This is a genomic window from Burkholderia sp. BCC1047, assembly GCF_902833155.1.
Classification (GTDB): Bacteria; Pseudomonadota; Gammaproteobacteria; order Burkholderiales; family Burkholderiaceae; genus Burkholderia; species Burkholderia sola.
On sequence record NZ_CADFEH010000060.1, the window covers coordinates 13,106 to 28,886 of the forward strand.

General features: G+C 65.0%; 15 protein-coding genes. 5 read left to right on the plus strand and 10 right to left on the minus strand.

The genetic code is table 11. The annotated features are described in order from the left end of the window. Positions 1-15: 15 nt before the first annotated feature. Positions 16-888, minus strand: coding sequence for a pirin family protein (locus tag HWX55_RS34785; protein ID WP_175978951.1), 873 nt, complete (start codon positions 886-888; stop codon positions 16-18). Positions 889-1,009: 121 nt separating this feature from the next. Here HWX55_RS34785 and HWX55_RS34790 point away from each other — a divergent pair, with 121 nt between their 5' ends. Further along, on the plus strand, positions 1,010-1,984 hold the full coding sequence (locus HWX55_RS34790) for a LysR substrate-binding domain-containing protein (protein ID WP_050018189.1): 975 nt from the start codon (positions 1,010-1,012) through the stop codon (positions 1,982-1,984). A 405-nt stretch (positions 1,985-2,389) separates the two neighbouring features. On the opposite strand, the gene HWX55_RS34795 is transcribed toward HWX55_RS34790, so the two are convergent. The 9 genes from HWX55_RS34795 to HWX55_RS34835 form a co-directional block, all read right to left on the minus strand. Beyond that, on the minus strand, positions 2,390-2,818 hold the full coding sequence (locus HWX55_RS34795) for a biopolymer transporter ExbD (RefSeq protein ID WP_006478310.1): 429 nt from the start codon (positions 2,816-2,818) through the stop codon (positions 2,390-2,392). Between the two features lie 13 nt (positions 2,819-2,831). Then, entirely contained in the window at positions 2,832-3,566 is a 735-nt protein-coding gene (locus tag HWX55_RS34800) for a MotA/TolQ/ExbB proton channel family protein (protein ID WP_006483875.1), read from the minus strand. Positions 3,567-3,601: 35 nt separating this feature from the next. Next, positions 3,602-4,333, minus strand: a complete 732-nt coding sequence (locus HWX55_RS34805) for an energy transducer TonB (protein ID WP_124557682.1) — start codon at positions 4,331-4,333, stop codon at positions 3,602-3,604. 217 nt (positions 4,334-4,550) lie between these two features. Continuing rightward, positions 4,551-4,787, minus strand: coding sequence for a (2Fe-2S)-binding protein (locus HWX55_RS34810; RefSeq protein WP_006482749.1), 237 nt, complete (start codon positions 4,785-4,787; stop codon positions 4,551-4,553). A gap of 152 nt (positions 4,788-4,939) precedes the next feature. Beyond that, positions 4,940-5,797 (minus strand): glutamate racemase, encoded by an 858-nt coding sequence (gene murI / locus HWX55_RS34815; RefSeq protein ID WP_175978952.1) that lies wholly within the window; start codon positions 5,795-5,797, stop codon positions 4,940-4,942. A 30-nt stretch (positions 5,798-5,827) separates the two neighbouring features. Next, positions 5,828-6,304, minus strand: coding sequence for a bacterioferritin (bfr, locus tag HWX55_RS34820; protein WP_043188739.1), 477 nt, complete (start codon positions 6,302-6,304; stop codon positions 5,828-5,830). 193 nt (positions 6,305-6,497) lie between these two features. Next, entirely contained in the window at positions 6,498-8,021 is a 1,524-nt protein-coding gene (locus HWX55_RS34825) for a fumarate hydratase (protein WP_050018192.1), read from the minus strand. A 43-nt stretch (positions 8,022-8,064) separates the two neighbouring features. Then, positions 8,065-8,649 (minus strand): TIGR00645 family protein, encoded by a 585-nt coding sequence (locus HWX55_RS34830; RefSeq protein ID WP_050018193.1) that lies wholly within the window; start codon positions 8,647-8,649, stop codon positions 8,065-8,067. A 112-nt stretch (positions 8,650-8,761) separates the two neighbouring features. Further along, on the minus strand, positions 8,762-9,670 hold the full coding sequence (locus HWX55_RS34835; RefSeq protein WP_175978953.1) for a DMT family transporter: 909 nt from the start codon (positions 9,668-9,670) through the stop codon (positions 8,762-8,764). A gap of 318 nt (positions 9,671-9,988) precedes the next feature. On the opposite strand from HWX55_RS34835, the gene acs reads away from it, so the two are divergent. The 4 genes from acs to HWX55_RS34855 all read left to right on the plus strand — a co-directional run bounded on the left by acs (position 9,989) and on the right by HWX55_RS34855 (position 15,654). Beyond that, positions 9,989-11,971: an acetate--CoA ligase gene (gene acs, locus HWX55_RS34840; RefSeq protein ID WP_175978954.1), complete on the plus strand. Its 1,983-nt coding sequence runs from the start codon at positions 9,989-9,991 to the stop codon at positions 11,969-11,971. A gap of 84 nt (positions 11,972-12,055) precedes the next feature. Continuing rightward, a complete protein-coding gene (locus HWX55_RS34845) occupies positions 12,056-12,400 on the plus strand; it encodes a DUF4212 domain-containing protein (RefSeq protein WP_069617740.1) in 345 nt (114 codons plus the stop codon). A gap of 3 nt (positions 12,401-12,403) precedes the next feature. Then, positions 12,404-14,419, plus strand: a complete 2,016-nt coding sequence (locus tag HWX55_RS34850) for a sodium:solute symporter family protein (protein WP_175978955.1) — start codon at positions 12,404-12,406, stop codon at positions 14,417-14,419. 245 nt (positions 14,420-14,664) lie between these two features. Continuing rightward, entirely contained in the window at positions 14,665-15,654 is a 990-nt protein-coding gene (locus HWX55_RS34855; RefSeq protein WP_175978956.1) for an integrase arm-type DNA-binding domain-containing protein, read from the plus strand. Positions 15,655-15,781: the final 127 nt, after the last annotated feature.

Sequence of the window (15,781 nt, forward strand, 5' to 3'; positions counted from 1 at the left end):
GCCACCCGATCCGATTCACGCTTCGATGCGACCCATGCGACCGGTCTGATAGTCGACGACAGCCTGCCGGATTTCCTCCTCGGTATTCATCACGAACGGACCGTAACGGACGATCGGCTCGTTGAGCGGTACGCCACCGATCAGCAGCAGGTCGAGCGACGTGTCGCCGGCAGCGAACGTGACGGTGTCGCCATCGTCGCCGTAGACGATCATGTGACGTGCGTCGACAGCCTGCCTGTCGGGCCCGTAAAGGCCCGTTCCGTCGATCGGATAGGCAAACACGCGATAACCGGCCGGCACGGGCTGCGTGACCGTTGCGCCGGGCTCCAGCGTGAAGTGCTGGTAGAGGATCGGCGTGCGCGTCTCGATCGCGGCTTTTACGCCGAATGCTTCGCCCGCGATGACGCGCACGCGCGCGCGGCCGTCCGGCGATGTCGCGGTCGGAATGCGGGCGGCCGGGATCTCCTGGTAGCGCGGCGCGATCATCTTGTCGCGGCGCGGCAGGTTGACCCACAGCTGGAAGCCGTGGGAGCGTCCGCCTGTCTGAGCGAACGCCGGGTCGGGCATCTCGCTGTGCACGACGCCGGCGCCGGCCGTCATCCACTGCACGTCGCCGGGGCCGAGCGTGCCGGCATGGCCGGACGAGTCGCGATGGCGGAAGCGTCCATCGAGCGCGTAGGTCACGGTCTCGAAGCCGCGATGCGGATGGTCGGGCGCACCCACGGCTTCGCCGGGCGCGTAGTCGACCGGGCCCATTTCATCGAGCAGCAGGAACGGATCGAAATCCATCAGCAGCCGCGTCGGGAACGGGCGGTGAACCACGAAACCGCCGCCTTCGGTGGTGCGAAGCGCGGGGTAGGTGCGATCAAGCGAGCGAGCGGTGGTCATGGGAAGCCCTCGAAATCATCGGAATAGCGTTATTTTTGAAACATGGCGCTATTATATTGGGCGTTTTCCCGTTCGATTGGCGGCGGTTCGCAATGGATTGTTCTGAAATTGGAACGATGAGATGAATATCGATGCACATAACCTGAACGACCTGATGTACTTCTCGCAGGTCGTCGAACATGGCGGCTTCTCGGCCGCCGAACGCGTGCTGGGCATCTCGAAATCGCGTCTGTCGCGACGCCTGACCGAGCTCGAGGCGGCACTTGGCGTGCGCCTGCTGCAGCGTTCGACGCGCAAGCTCGCACTGACCGAGGCGGGGGAGCTGTTCTACCAGCATTGCCAGGCGATGCTCGCCGAAGCACGGGCCGCGATGAACGCGGTGCAGCAGTTGCGCGCGTCGCCACGCGGCTCGGTGCGCGTCAGCGTGCCGGTGACGCTGTCGCAGACGATGCTGTCGCGCATCCTGCCCGAATTCCTGCGCCGCTATCCCGAGGTGAAGGTGCATGTGCGCGTGACGAATCGCGTGATCGACCTGTTCGAGGATTCGATCGACGTCGCGTTGCGCGTGCGCTCGGAGCCGCCGCAGAACGCGAACATCGTCGTGCGGCCGCTGTGGCGCACCGAGCAGATGCTGGTCGGCGCGCCGAGCCTGCTGAGCCAGAACGCGCCGCCGCTGGCGCCGGACGACTTGACCGGCTTCGAGACGCTCGATACGCCGAGCGTCGACGGCCGGCACGTATTCAACCTGATCGCGCCGGACGGAACGCGTCACGTGCACGAGCATGATCCGCGTCTCGTGACGGCCGACCTGATGACGATCCGCGAGGCCGTGCTCGACGGCCTCGGCATCGCGGCGCTGCCGGAGATGATGTACGGCAACGCGTTGCGCGCGGGGCAGTTGTCGCCGGTGATGCCGGGCTGGACGCTGCCGGTGCCGCAGCTGTATGCGGTGTTCGTGTCGCGTCAGGGGATGCCACCCGCGGTCCGTGCGTTCGTCGATTACCTGGTCGAGAAGCTCGACCATGGCGCATACAAGGAGCCGGGTTGCCCCGAGCGTGCGAAGAAGGAAACGGCAGCCGATGTTTCGGCCACCTGAACACGGCACGCACGACGACGCAAATTTGTTTTGTCATTGAAGCGTCGGCTGCAATCGCAAGTTTCAATCGCCGGAACCTTGAATGCGTGCGCGGGCGGGCCTATATTGAAATCCCATTTCGCGAAGGAAGTTCTGAGCGAAATCAGGTGGCCGCATATATTGTGAGCCAGATAGGGCAGAACGCGCAGTCCGTGCAGACCACGGCAGAGTCGCATTTGCGTTGCTCGAGGCGTAACCGATACCGCCGAAGAGCCCGCCGCCCGAAGGCGCCCGCGTGCGCATGAAAAAAGGCCTTCATCTGGCGATGAAGGCCTTTTACTTTGGGTACGGCCGGTTAGGTACGGCCGGTTAGGTACGGCCGGGTAGCTGCGCAGTGGCGACTGGCGACGGCGGAACGTGCGCGCGTTACTTCGCTTTCGCGCCCGGCTCCGTCACGAAGCCGAGCTTCGTCAGGCCGCCAGCTTGCGCATCCGACATCACTTCCGCGACGTGTTCGTAGGCAACCTTGCGGTCCGCGCGCAGATGCAATTCCGGCTGCGGCGTGCGCTTCGCGGCTTCCGCGATGCGTGCCTGCAGCTGTTCGCGCGTGACCGTGTGGTCGTCCCACAGGATCGTGCCGTCGCCCTGGATCGCGACGTCGACGGTCTGCGGCTTTTCGTCGACGGGCTGGCTGCTGGCGTGCGGCAGGTCGATCTTCACCGCATGCTGCATCGCCGGGATCGTCACGAGAAAAATGATCAGGAGTACGAGCATGACGTCGACGAGCGGCGTCATGTTGATCTCGCTCATCACGGCATCGTCGTCATCGTCGCTGAAACCGGTGTTCATGGCCATGGTTCACCTCGTCTCAGCTGGCGGCGCGCGATGCGAGACGCAGGCCGTCGCGCGTCGACGACGACGCGAGGCTCGCGCCCGTCACGAAGTACGCATGCAGGCCGTGCGCGAAGCGGCGCAGCTTGCTGACGACACCCTTGTTCGCGCGGGTCAGCGCGTTGTAGCCGAGCACCGCGGGAATCGCGACGAACAGGCCGAAGGCCGTCATGATCAGCGATTCGCCGACCGGGCCCGCGACCTGGTCGATCGACGTCTGGCCGGTGGCGCCGATCGCGAGCAGCGCGTGATAGATGCCCCAGACCGTGCCGAACAGGCCGACGAACGGCGCCGTGCTGCCGACCGATGCGAGGATCGCGAGGCCGCTCTGCATGCGCGAGATGCCTTCGTCCATCGTGTCCTTCAGGCAGCGCGTGACCCAGTCCGATACGTCCATGCGGTCGTGCAGGTGCGGTTGCGTCTGATGGTGGTGGTCGGCGGCTTCCTTGCCCGACAGCGCGAGCGCGAGGAACGGGTTGTCGTTCGGCGTCGATGCGGCGAGGCCGAGCTTCTTGATGCCGTCGTCGAAATTGTCGGAATGCCAGAATGCCTGTTCGGCATTCTTCGTGAGGCGGTTCAGGCGGATCACGTTCCAGCCCTTGATGACGATCACGATCCACGACAGGACCGACATCACGAGCAGCGTGATCGCGATGGCGCGCGTGACGAAATCACCTTGCGCCCAGACGTGCGCGATACCGTAGCTTTGCATTTTTTGTTTCCTTTGAATCTTCCGGATGAGGCAGGTTAGTCGGTGAGCCCGAAGCTGTAGGGCTGTGTGCGGGCGGCGCGGATCGCCTGGCCGTTCTCGACGTACGGGCGGCAGGTGGTCGAGCGCATCGCGTCGAGTGCGGCATCGTCGAGGCGCGGATAGCCGCTGCTCTTCTGCAGATCGATGCTTTCGATCTTGCCGGTCACACCGACGACGAAGTGAACATAGGCGGTGCCCGATTCGCCGCGGCGGCGCGACATCGACGGATAGTCGGGCTTCACGAAGTTGCATTGGAGCGTCGGCACGTTCTTCGGTGCGCTGACCTGCATCGTTTCGCGCGCCGGGCCCGGCGTGGCGGCCGGTGCTGCGGGAGCGGGCGCGGCCGGTGCGGGCGTTGGATCGGCTGCGGGAGCGGGTGTGGGCGACGGGGCCGGCGACGGCGCAAGCGGCTGCGGGGTCGGCTTCGCCGCCTTCTGCACCGGCTTCGGCTCGACCTTCGGCTTTACGCGCGGCACGGGCTTCGGCGGCGCGGGCTGCGGGATCGACTCGGCCGCGACCTGCTGCGCGATCGGCGCGGGCGTGATGAGCTGCGCGGTGATCGTCTGGACTTCGACCGATTTCGGCGGCGGCGCGTTGCGATGGAGCCACGCGGCCGTCAGCATGATCGCGTGTGCGGCAAGCACACCGACCGCGACGACGATCACTCGGGGATTCATACGTGGTGCAGCCGGCATGGCGCCGGCAGGAGCGAGATGCGAAGCCTGCATGTTAGCTTGAAAGAACGACGTCGCACCCGGGGCGCGGCGGGTGAATCGGCATCACTTGCGGAAGATCAGCAGCGAGATGCAAACGGTGGTTACGAATCCGATCAGCAATTCCATCACAGGCTCCTTGGCAGGTAAGCCGTTGGCTCGCGCAGACGGTGGCTTGCTGACGGTCAAAACAAAAAATGCGGCCTGGGCCGCATGCGCACGCTCGCGCCGCTCAGGCCGCCTTGCGGTCGTAGAACGTGACCGGGATCGGATGCGCATGGTGCTCGACACCGCACCGGCTCGCGCAGACGCCTTGCTCGGCCATGAGATCGCGTACGGACTCCTCGCACTTGCCGCAGCACGTGGCCACGCCGAGCTCGAACTGGAGTTCATCGAAAGAGTTCACGCCCTCGGCGAGGGACGCGCGAATCTTGCGATCGGAAACAGACTTGCACACGCAGACGATCATGATGAGTTGCGATAGCTAACGTTAATGCGAATTATTATCATTAATTTTGCGGAGGTTGACAAGCCTGGGTCCGGCTTTTTTTAAGGTCATCGGACCCTTGAAACGGCGGGGGGAAGGCGAAGTCGCCGCGGGAGCGGGCGCACCGGCCCGCGTCAGGCGGTCGCGCAGGCGCGCGCGTTCGGCGACGAAATGGTGACGGATTCGACCGGCGCATCGAGGCCGAGCAGCGTCGACGCGAGCGCGCGCAGTTGCAGGCCGTCGCTCGTCGAGCAGAAGCGCGGCGGCGCGGCATGCGTGCCGGCCGGCGCGCGCAGACCGCGCTCGTCGAGCACCCGCGCGAGCTGGCGCGCGATGGCATCGCTCGTGTCGACGATCGCCAGGCGCTCGCCAACAAGGTTACGAATCGTGTCTGTGAAGAACGGGTAGTGCGTGCAGCCGAGGACCAGCGTATCGGCGCCGTCGTCGAGCATCGGCTGTATGTAACGCTCGAGCAGCGCGCGCAATGCGGGCGAGTTCGTGTCGCCGCGTTCGATCGCTTCGACGAGCCCGTGGCCGGGCTGGCAGATGAAGCGGCGGCCGGCGCCGTAGCGGTCGAGCAGCGCCTGGAAGCGCGGGCTGTTCAGCGTCGATTGCGTGGCGAGGACGCCCGCGACGCCGGTCGTGGACAGCGCGGCGGCCGGCTTGATGCCCGGCTCGACGCCGACGAGCGGGATCGACAGGCGTTCGCGGATGGCCGCGATCGCCCGTGCCGTGGCCGTGTTGCATGCGATGACGAGCGCTTTCGCGCCTTCGCGGGCGAGCCACTCGCCGATCGCCAGCGTGCGTTCCGTGATGAATGCCTCGTCGCGCGGGCCATACGGCGCGTGGTGCGAGTCGGCGACGTAGACGAACGATTCGTCGGGCAGGTGTGCGCGCGCGGCGCGCAGCACCGACAGGCCGCCGAGCCCCGAGTCGAAGATGCCGACAGGGGCGGTGGCGCGCGGCGCGGGTGCGGCGGACGGGTTCGTCATCGTCGGGCGGCAGGCTGGCGGGTGGTGCGATTACTCGGCCGAACCCATCATCGTTTGCTGATAGTTCTGCAGGCCGACCTTGCCGATCAGGTCGATCTGCGTTTCGAGCCAGTCGATGTGCTCTTCGGTGTCGTCGAGGATCTTTTCGAAGATCTCGCGCGACACGTAGTCGCGAACCGATTCGCAGTAGGCGATCGCTTCCTTGCAGGTGGACTGCGAGATCTGTTCGAGCTTCAGGTCGCACTTCAGGATCTCTTCGGTTTCCTCGCCGACGAGCAGCTTGTGCAGGTCCTGCAGGTTCGGCAGGCCGTCGAGCATGAACACGCGCTCGATCAGCCAGTCGGCGTGTTTCATTTCGCCGATCGACTCATCGTATTCGTGCTTGCCGAGCTTCTCGAGGCCCCAGTGCTTGTACATGCGCGCATGCAGGAAGTACTGGTTGATCGCCGTGAGTTCGTTCTTCAGTTGGGCGTTCAGATATTCGATGACTTTCTTGTCGCCTTGCATGGCTATTCCTTGTTCAGTGGGGCTTCAGAAACCGAACGATAATCGCTCGAACGAGAAAAGCCAAGCCTCGAAGCCTTGTCGGGCCTGCCTTTCGCGTGTAATGAGAATCAGCCTCGAACGACCGGCCGAACACAATAATGAGAATGAGAAGTAAAAAGGCCGGACGTCCGTCCGGCCTTTCGTTCGATCGCGCTTAAGCGGTGGCGACCGGGATCTTGCCGATCTTCGCCTGCCATTCCTTCGGACCCGTCTGGTGCACCGACGTGCCCGACGAATCGACGGCCACCGTCACCGGCATATCCTGCACGTCGAACTCGTAGATCGCTTCCATGCCGAGGTCTTCGAACGCGAGCACCTTCGCGCCGCGGATCGCCTTCGACACGAGGTAGGCCGCCCCGCCGACCGCCATCAGGTAGGCTGCCTTGTGCTTCTTGATCGCGTCGATCGCGACCGGGCCGCGCTCGGCCTTGCCGACCATCGAGATCAGACCCGTCTGAGCGAGCATCGTCTCGGTGAACTTGTCCATGCGCGTGGCCGTCGTCGGGCCGGCCGGACCGACCACTTCGTCGCGCACCGGATCGACCGGGCCGACGTAGTAGATCACGCGGTTCGTGAAGTCGACCGGCAGTTGCTCGCCCTTCGCGAGCATGTCGGCGATGCGCTTGTGCGCGGCGTCGCGGCCGGTGAGCATCTTGCCGGACAGCAGCAGCGTCTGGCCCGGCGTCCAGCTCGCGACTTCTTCCGGCGTCAGCGTGTTCAGGTCGACGCGCTTGCTGGTTTCCGTGTTCGGCTCCCACTGCACCTTCGGCCAGGCGTCGAGCGACGGCGCTTCAAGCTTGGCCGGGCCCGAACCGTCGAGCACGAAGTGCGCGTGGCGCGTGGCCGCGCAGTTCGGGATCAGCGCGACCGGCTTCGAGGCCGCGTGCGTCGGCGCCGCCATGATCTTCACGTCGAGCACGGTCGCGAGGCCGCCGAGGCCCTGCGCGCCGATGCCGAGCGCGTTGACCTTCTCGTGCAGTTCCACGCGCAGTTCCTCGACCCAGTCCTTCGGGCCGCGCGCGATGATCTCCTGGATGTCGATCGGCTCCATCAGCGATTCCTTCGCCATCAGCATCGCCTTCTCGGCGGTGCCGCCGATGCCGATCCCGAGCATGCCCGGCGGGCACCAGCCGGCGCCCATCGTCGGGACCGTCTTCAGCACCCAGTCGACGATCGAGTCGGACGGGTTCAGCATCACGAACTTCGACTTGTTTTCCGAGCCGCCGCCCTTGGCCGCGACCTGCACGTCGACCTTGTCGCCCGGCACGATCTCGTAGTGGATCACGGCCGGCGTGTTGTCCTTCGTGTTCTTGCGGGCACCTTCCGGCGGATTGACGATCGACGCGCGCAGCACGTTGTCCGGGTGCGTGTAACCGCGGCGCACGCCTTCGTTGATCATGTCGGTGAGGCCCATCGTCGCGCCGTCCCAGCGCACGTCCATGCCGACCTTCACGAAGATCGTCACGATGCCGGTGTCCTGGCAGATCGGGCGCTTGCCTTCCGCGCACATGCGGCTGTTCGTGAGGATCTGCGCGATCGCGTCCTTCGCCGCCGGACTCTCTTCCAGCTCGTACGCGCGGCCGAGGGCCTGGATGTAGTCGAGCGGGTGGTAGTAGCTGATGTACTGCAGCGAATCCGCGATGCTCTGGATCAGGTCTTCCTGTTTGATGACGGTCATGGCTGAGACTCTGTGGGGACAGTGGGAATGGTTTGCCGACGGTTCAGGCCGCCGGTCGGGACGCCGCGGGCGCATGCGCCTCGTGGAAATGGGCCGGGTGCGTATGCGTCGTCAGGCGGTCGACCCACGCCATCACGAGCGCCGACACGAGGAACGACACGTGGATGAGCACTTGCCACATGATCGCGTGCGTCGTGTGCTGGTCGGGGTTGATGAAGGTCTTCAGCAGGTGGATCGACGAAATGCTGATCAGCGCCATCGACAGCTTGACCTTCAGCACGCCCGCGTTCACGTGGTCGAGCCATTCGGGCTCGTCGGGGTGGCCCTCGATGCCGAGCCGCGACACGAACGTTTCATACCCGCCGACGATCACCATGATCAGCAGGTTCGAGATCATCACCACGTCGATCAGGCCGAGCACGGCGAGCATCACGCTGATTTCGTCGAGGCCCGCCGCATGCGACAGCAGGTGCCAGACTTCCTTCAGGAACAGGAACACATAGACGGCCTGCGCGACGATCAGGCCGAGGTAAAGCGGCACCTGGAGCCAGCGGCTCATGAAAATCAGCGCGGGAAGGGGGCGAAGCGGGCGACGGCCAGGATGGCCGGGCGAATGCGGGGCGGACATGTCGGGGTACGGGCGCGGTGCGCAGGTGTCGGGGATGATCTTGAAAAGGCGCGCTATTGTAACGCGTCGGCCGGCGCGGTTGCAGCGACGCGCCGGCACTGCCGGGGACGGATCAGGAAGCGGCGGCCGGCACGCGTTTCACGCGCAGGCTCGCGAGCACGATGCCTGCGACGACGCACGCGAGCGCGATGCCGTGCGCGAGCGTCGGGCGCTCGCCGAGGAACGCGATGCCGTACGCGGCCGCGGCGATCGGCAGCACCGCGCTGAACACGCCGGCGAGGCTGCCCGGCACGTGCCGGATGCCCTTCATCCACAGCCAGAACGAGAAGATGCTGGCCGACAGCCCGTACCAGACGACGAGCGTCCAGGTGCCGGCGGGCACGCTCGCGTAATCGAAGTGCCACAGCGCGGTCGCGCCGAGCGGCAGCATCAGGAACAGCCCGAACAGGTGGGTATACGCGCAGATGTCGATCGGTGCGAGCGTTTGCGTGAGCCGGCGCGACAGGATCACGTAGATCGATTCGCAGCACACCGCGCCGAGGATCAGCAGGTTGCCGGTCAGTGAGCCGGACGCGTCGCCCTGCGCGCCGTGGCCGGCCGCGCTGCCGTTCGCGAGGTTGATCGTCACGACGCCGACGATCGCGAGCGCGATCGACGCGAGCGCACGGCCGTTCGGTTTTTCACGCAGGATCAACCATGCGAACAGCGCGACGATCGCCGGGATCGTGCTCGTGATTACGCCCGCGGCCACCGCGCTCGTGCGCTGCACGCCGTTGAGCATCAGCAGCGTGAACATGAAGGTGCCGAAGAACGCCTGCAGGAACAGGTTCAGCCATTCGACGCGCTTGACCGCGCGCATCTTCACGGGACGGAACAGCGGCCACAGCACGGCGATCGCGATCACGAAGCGCAGCGTGGCGAGGACGGCGACCGGGACGAATGCAACGATGGATTTACCGATACCGACGTTGCTGCCGACGAACAGCATCGACAGGATGAGGAAGAGGGCGTAGCGATTCAAGCTGGAATCCGGAAGGCGAGTTCAGTTAGGATTGTAGGGTCGCGGTCGTCACAGCGTAAAGCCGACCTCGATGCGGCGCGCCCCGCGCACGAAACGGCCATGCCGCGTAAGTGACGGGTAAGTTGGAGCGCTTATCGTGGAAACTGCCGGGCCGCGGGTCACGTTCGCGTGAGGTGGTGCGGTGCAGCATCGTGCGCAGGCTTCGCGGCCGCGTGCGGGTGGTGGGAGACAGCGGCGCGCAGGCGCCGGCCAAGACGACGCGCGGCGCACACGATCGCGCCGCCATGCAGAGGATTCATGTTCACCAAGGGGTTGTCGATGTCTGCGATTGAATCGGTTCTTCACGAAACCCGTCAGTTCGCGCCGCCCGCGGCGCTCGAGCAGACGGCGACCATTTCCGGCATGCCGGCCTATCGCGCGCTCGTCGCCGAGGCCGAGCAGGATTACGAAGGCTTCTGGGCGCGTCTCGCGCGCGAAGGCCTCACGTGGCACAAGCCGTTCACGACCGTGCTCGACGAGCGCAACGCGCCGTTCTACAAATGGTTCGACGACGGCGAGCTGAACGCGTCGTACAACTGCCTCGACCGCCACGTCGAAGCCGGCAACGGCGAGCGCGTCGCGGTGATCTTCGAGGCCGACGACGGCACCGTCACCCGCGTCACCTATGCGGACCTCCTCGCGCGCGTGTCGCGCTTCGCGAATGCGCTGAAGAAACGCGGCATCGGCAAGGGCGACCGCGTCGTCATCTATATTCCGATGTCGATCGAAGGCATCGTCGCGATGCAGGCCTGTGCGCGCATCGGCGCGACGCACTCGGTCGTGTTCGGCGGCTTCTCCGCGAAATCGCTGAACGAGCGGCTCGTCGACGTCGGCGCGGTCGCGCTGATCACCGCCGACGAGCAGGCGCGCGGCGGCAAGACGCTGCCGCTCAAGAGCATCGCCGACGAGGCGATCGCGATGGGCGGCTGCGAAGCGGTCAAGAGCGTGATCGTCTATCGCCGCACCGGCGGCCAGATCGACTGGCATGCGGATCGCGACCTGTGGATGCACGAACTCACGGACGGCGAGTCCGACACGTGCGAGCCGACCTGGGTCGGCGCCGAGCATCCGCTGTTCATCCTGTATACGTCGGGCTCGACCGGCAAGCCGAAGGGCGTGCAGCACAGCACGGGCGGCTACCTGCTGTGGGCCGCGCAGACGATGAAGTGGACCTTCGACTGGAAACCGGACGACGTGTTCTGGTGCACGGCCGACATCGGCTGGGTCACCGGCCACACGTACATCACGTACGGGCCGCTCGCATGCGGCGGCACGCAGGTCGTGTTCGAGGGCGTGCCGACGTATCCGGACGCCGGCCGCTTCTGGAAGATGATCGGCGATCACAAGGTCACCGTGTTCTACACCGCGCCGACCGCGATCCGTTCGCTGATCAAGGCCGCCGAAGCCGACGACAAAGTCCACCCGAAGAGCTATGACCTGTCGAGCCTGCGCATTATCGGCACGGTCGGCGAGCCGATCAATCCGGAAGCGTGGATGTGGTATCACAAGCACGTCGGCCACGAGCGCTGCCCGATCGTCGATACGTGGTGGCAGACCGAAACCGGCGGCCACATGATCACGCCGCTGCCGGGTGCGACGCCGACCGTGCCGGGGTCGTGCACGCTGCCGCTGCCGGGCATCATGGCCGCGGTAGTCGACGAGACCGGCCAGGACGTGCCGAACGGGCAAGGCGGGATTCTCGTCGTCAAGCGTCCGTGGCCCGCGATGATCCGCACGATCTGGGGCGACCCGGAGCGCTTCAAGAAGAGTTATTACCCGGAAGAACTCGGCGGCACGCTGTATCTGGCCGGTGACGGCACCGTGCGCGACAAGGAGACCGGCTACTTCACGATCATGGGCCGGATCGACGACGTGCTGAACGTGTCGGGCCACCGGCTCGGCACGATGGAGATCGAGTCGGCGCTGGTGTCGCATGAACTGGTTGCCGAAGCGGCGGTGGTCGGCCGGCCGGACGATACGACCGGTGAAGCGGTGGTCGCATTCGTCGTGCTGAAGCGTTCGCGCCCGGAAGGCGACGAAGCGGCGGCGCTCGCGAAGACGCTGCGCGACTGGGTCGGCAAGCAGATCGGGCCGATCGCGAAGCCGAAGGACATCCGCTTCGGCGACAACCTGCCGAAGACGCGCTCGGGCAAGATCATGCGGCGCCTGTTGCGCTCGCTCGCGAAGGGCGAGGCGATCACGCAGGATACGTCCACGCTCGAGAATCCGGCCATCCTCGAGCAGCTCACCGAAGTACGCTGAACGCCTGTCGGTTCGCGTCAAGCGTGCAAGCCCCTGCGCGGCAATCCCGATTGCCCGCGCAGGGGCTTTTTGCTACATAACGGCATGACCGTTCCGACCCGTTCGGCGCCTGCCGCGCCACCTCCCGTTCCCGCACCGCTCGCGCGTGCGCATGCGCGCTATTGGCGCTTCAACGTCGCACTGATCGCGGTGCTGATGGTGATCGGCTTTTCGGTGTCGTTCATCGTGCCGTTCTTCGGACCCGCGCTCGCCGGCGTGCGCTTCGCCGGCTTCAGCTTGCCGTTCTATGTCGGCGCGCAGGGCGCGATTCTCGTGTACCTCGTGCTGATCGTCGTCTACATCGGGTTAATGCAACGCGCGGACCGCACGCTGCGCCGCGCGTACGACGAGCATGCGGCGCGCGCCGGCCATGCGAACGGCGGGCGCTGATTCATGCTGACGCGTCGACTGATACGCGCATACGCGCTCTACACGCTCGGGTTTCTCGGCTTCGTGCTGCTGATGTGGCGGATCGAGCGCGCGACGGGCTCGGGCGTGTGGATCGGCTACGTGTTCCTGTTCGTGCCGATCGCCGTGTATGCGGTGATCGGGTTGTTGTCGCGCACGTCCGATCTCGTCGAGTACTACGTGGCCGGGCGGCGCGTGCCGTCCGCGTTCAACGGGATGGCGACGGCGGCCGACTGGCTGTCGGCCGCGTCATTCATCGGGCTGGCCGGCTCGCTCTATGCCACCGGTTACGACGCGCTCGCGTACGTGATGGGCTGGACCGGAGGGTTCTGCCTCGTCGCGTTCCTGCTCGCGCCGTATGTGCGCAAGCTCGCGCGCTACACGATTCCCGATTTTCTCGGCACGCGCTTCTCGAGCACGGCCGTGCGCGCGCTCGCGGCCGGCGCGGCGATCCTGTGTTCGTTCGTGTACCTGGTCGCGCAGATCCAGGGAATCGGCCTGATCGCGACTCGCTTCATCGGCGTCGATTTCGCGATCGGCATCTTCTGCGGGCTGGCGGGCATTCTCGTGTGCTCGTTTCTCGGCGGCATGCGGGCGGTCACGTGGACCCAGGTCGCGCAGTACATCATCCTGATCAGCGCGATCCTGATCCCGGTGTCGCTGATCGCGATGAAGAACGGGCTCGGCCCCGTGCCGCAGTTCAATTACGGCAAGCTGATGGAGCGCGTCGCGGCGCGCGAGGCGCAGGTGCGCGATGCGCGCGACGAGCAGCAGGTGCGCGATGCATACCGCCGGCAGGCCGCGGCTATCCAGACGCGGCTCGACCGGTTGCCGGCGTCCTATGCGGATGCGCGGCGGCATCTCGTCGACCAGCTTGCCGACCTGCGACGCCATAACGGGCCGCTGCGCGAGATCAGCCGGCGCGAGCGCGAGTTGGCCGATTTTCCGCGCGATCCGGCGGCGGCGCGCGTGGCGTGGACGCAGGCGCGTGACGACCTGCTGGCGCGTGCCGAGCCGCCCGTGCCGATGCACGAGCCGTTTCCGGCCGCGAGCGAGGACGAACGCAAGCCGCGCGAGCGGAACTTCCTCGCGCTGCTGCTGTGCCTGTCGCTCGGCACCGCGAGCCTGCCGCACATCCTGACGCGCTACAACACGACCACGTCGGTCGCGTCGGCGCGGCGGTCGGTCGGCTGGACGCTGTTCTTCATCGCGCTGTTCTACCTGAGCGTGCCGGTGCTCGCGGTGCTGATCAAGTACGAGATCCTCGCGAATCTCGTCGGGCGACCGTTCGCCGAATTGCCGGCGTGGATCACGCAGTGGCATCACTTCGAACCCGACCTGATCAGCGTCGTCGAGGTGATTCGCGACGGTATCGTGCACTGGTCGGAAATCCAGATGCAGCCGGACATGGTCGTGCTGGCCGCGCCGGAGATCGCGGGGCTGCCGTATGTCGTGTCGGGGCTGATCGCGGCCGGTGCGCTGGCCGCGGCGCTGTCGACCGCGGACGGGCTGCTGCTGACGATCGCGAACGCGCTGTCGCACGATGTTTATTACTGCATGGTCGCGCCCGATGCGTCGAGCCAGCGGCGCGTGACGATCTCGAAGGTGCTGCTGCTGGGGGTGGCGCTGTTCGCGTCGTATGTCGCGTCGCTCAATACCGGGAAAATTCTGTTTCTCGTCGGGGCGGCATTTTCGCTGGCGGCGTCGAGCTTCTTTCCGGTGCTGGTGCTGGGCGTGTTCTGGAAGCGCACGACGACGCATGGCGCGATTGCCGGGATGGTGACGGGGTTGGCGGTGTGCGTGTATTACATCGTGTCGACTTATCCGTTCTTCACGCAACTGACGGGGTTCGCCGGGCGTACGTGGTTCGGGATCGAGCCGATCAGCTCAGGCGTGTTCGGTGTGCCGGCGGGGTTCGCGGTGGCGATCGTGGTGAGTCTGTGCGATAAGCGGCCGGATGAGTATACGCGGGCGTTGGTGGATTACATTCGGCATCCGTGAGGGGGGGGCCGATGAGGCATCGCGTGTCGGCGCCCCAAATGAAAAGCCCCCTGATTTCTCGGGAAATCAGGGGGCTTCATGGATTCTGGCGGAGAGAGGGGCCGCCATAAAATCGTCTCGTCAGTTCCGTATAATTCTTAAATATCGCAATTAATCAATGACTTGCTATTTAAGTTGGTCTACAATCGTCCATTTGATTCCGGGCAAAGCCGGATATTTTTGATGGGCTGAATGATGGGCTGAAAATGGCGCTGACCGACAGACAAGCAAGAGCGTTGCAGCCGGGGGATAAACCGGTATTTGACGGCAAGGTTACGGGGTTGTTGCTGACGCCAACCAAAAATGGATGTAAGTGGACGCTTCGCTTCACGAGCCCGGTGTCGGGCAAGCGCCGGGACGCGGGACTCGGCACCTACCCACAGACGACGATCGCCGAGGCTCGCGACAAAGCGCAGACGATGCGAAAGTTGATCGAAAGCGGGATCGATCCCATCGATCATCGGAACAGTGAACGAGAAGCAGCGGCGTTAGGCATCGGCACACTGACATTCGAGAAAGCCGCGCGCAAGGTTCACGACGAACTGAAGCCTGGCTGGAAGAATGCGAAACATACTGCCCAGTGGATCAACACGCTCGAAACTTATGTGTTTCCCAGCATCGGAAACAAGAAACTCGATGCGATCACCCCCAGAGATTGCGCGGACGCGCTGCGGCCAATCTGGATTGAGAAACCCGAAACCGCCAGCCGGACGAAGCAGCGCATGCACGCCGTCATGCAATGGGCCTGGGCGCACGGTCACGTGACCGCTAACCCCGTTGCCGTTGTCGACCACGTACTTCCCAAGCAAAACGCAAAGAAAGAGCACCAGCCAGCAATGCCGTGGCGCGATATCCCGAAGTTTGTGCAAGCGCATCTGATCGAACGACTTCCGTCCGATTGCACGCGCGCCGCGCTCGAAATCGCCATCCTAACAGCGGTCCGTAGTGGCGAGGTTCGTGGAGCAACGTGGGATGAATTCGATCTGCATGAAAAAATCTGGAGCATCCCCGCAGAACGCATGAAGGCGAAAGACCCTCATCGCATCCCTCTGTCCGATCGCGCAGTCGAAATCATCAAGGACTTGCAGTCGCAAAATCTCCACGAAACGCTAGTGTTCCCATCGCCGCGGGGCAAGATTCTCAGCGACATGACGTTGACTGCCATGCTCCGTCGAGCAAAGGCGCCTAGCTGTTGATTTGCATGGAATCCTGACCCACGATTTGCATTGAATTCTGACCCACCCCTTGGACCAGCTTTGCGGGTTATTCGGTGGGTATCTGGGTCTTCTTTCTCTCCTTTTTTGGCTGTGTCGTGCTGTTTCT

What these genes read in the sequence shown, in the direction of transcription:
- HWX55_RS34785 (WP_175978951.1), bottom strand. Translation starts at nt 888, where the DNA reads ATGACCACCGCTCGCTCGCTTGATCGCACCTACCCCGCGCTTCGCACC.
- HWX55_RS34790 (WP_050018189.1), top strand. Translation starts at nt 1,010, where the DNA reads ATGAATATCGATGCACATAACCTGAACGACCTGATGTACTTCTCGCAG.
- HWX55_RS34795 (WP_006478310.1), bottom strand. Translation starts at nt 2,818, where the DNA reads ATGGCCATGAACACCGGTTTCAGCGACGATGACGACGATGCCGTGATG.
- HWX55_RS34800 (WP_006483875.1), bottom strand. Translation starts at nt 3,566, where the DNA reads ATGCAAAGCTACGGTATCGCGCACGTCTGGGCGCAAGGTGATTTCGTC.
- HWX55_RS34805 (WP_124557682.1), bottom strand. Translation starts at nt 4,333, where the DNA reads ATGCAGGCTTCGCATCTCGCTCCTGCCGGCGCCATGCCGGCTGCACCA.
- HWX55_RS34810 (WP_006482749.1), bottom strand. Translation starts at nt 4,787, where the DNA reads ATGATCGTCTGCGTGTGCAAGTCTGTTTCCGATCGCAAGATTCGCGCG.
- murI (WP_175978952.1), bottom strand. Translation starts at nt 5,797, where the DNA reads ATGACGAACCCGTCCGCCGCACCCGCGCCGCGCGCCACCGCCCCTGTC.
- bfr (WP_043188739.1), bottom strand. Translation starts at nt 6,304, where the DNA reads ATGCAAGGCGACAAGAAAGTCATCGAATATCTGAACGCCCAACTGAAG.
- HWX55_RS34825 (WP_050018192.1), bottom strand. Translation starts at nt 8,021, where the DNA reads ATGACCGTCATCAAACAGGAAGACCTGATCCAGAGCATCGCGGATTCG.
- HWX55_RS34830 (WP_050018193.1), bottom strand. Translation starts at nt 8,649, where the DNA reads ATGTCCGCCCCGCATTCGCCCGGCCATCCTGGCCGTCGCCCGCTTCGC.
- acs (WP_175978954.1), top strand. Translation starts at nt 9,989, where the DNA reads ATGTCTGCGATTGAATCGGTTCTTCACGAAACCCGTCAGTTCGCGCCG.
- HWX55_RS34845 (WP_069617740.1), top strand. Translation starts at nt 12,056, where the DNA reads ATGACCGTTCCGACCCGTTCGGCGCCTGCCGCGCCACCTCCCGTTCCC.
- HWX55_RS34850 (WP_175978955.1), top strand. Translation starts at nt 12,404, where the DNA reads ATGCTGACGCGTCGACTGATACGCGCATACGCGCTCTACACGCTCGGG.
- HWX55_RS34855 (WP_175978956.1), top strand. Translation starts at nt 14,665, where the DNA reads ATGGCGCTGACCGACAGACAAGCAAGAGCGTTGCAGCCGGGGGATAAA.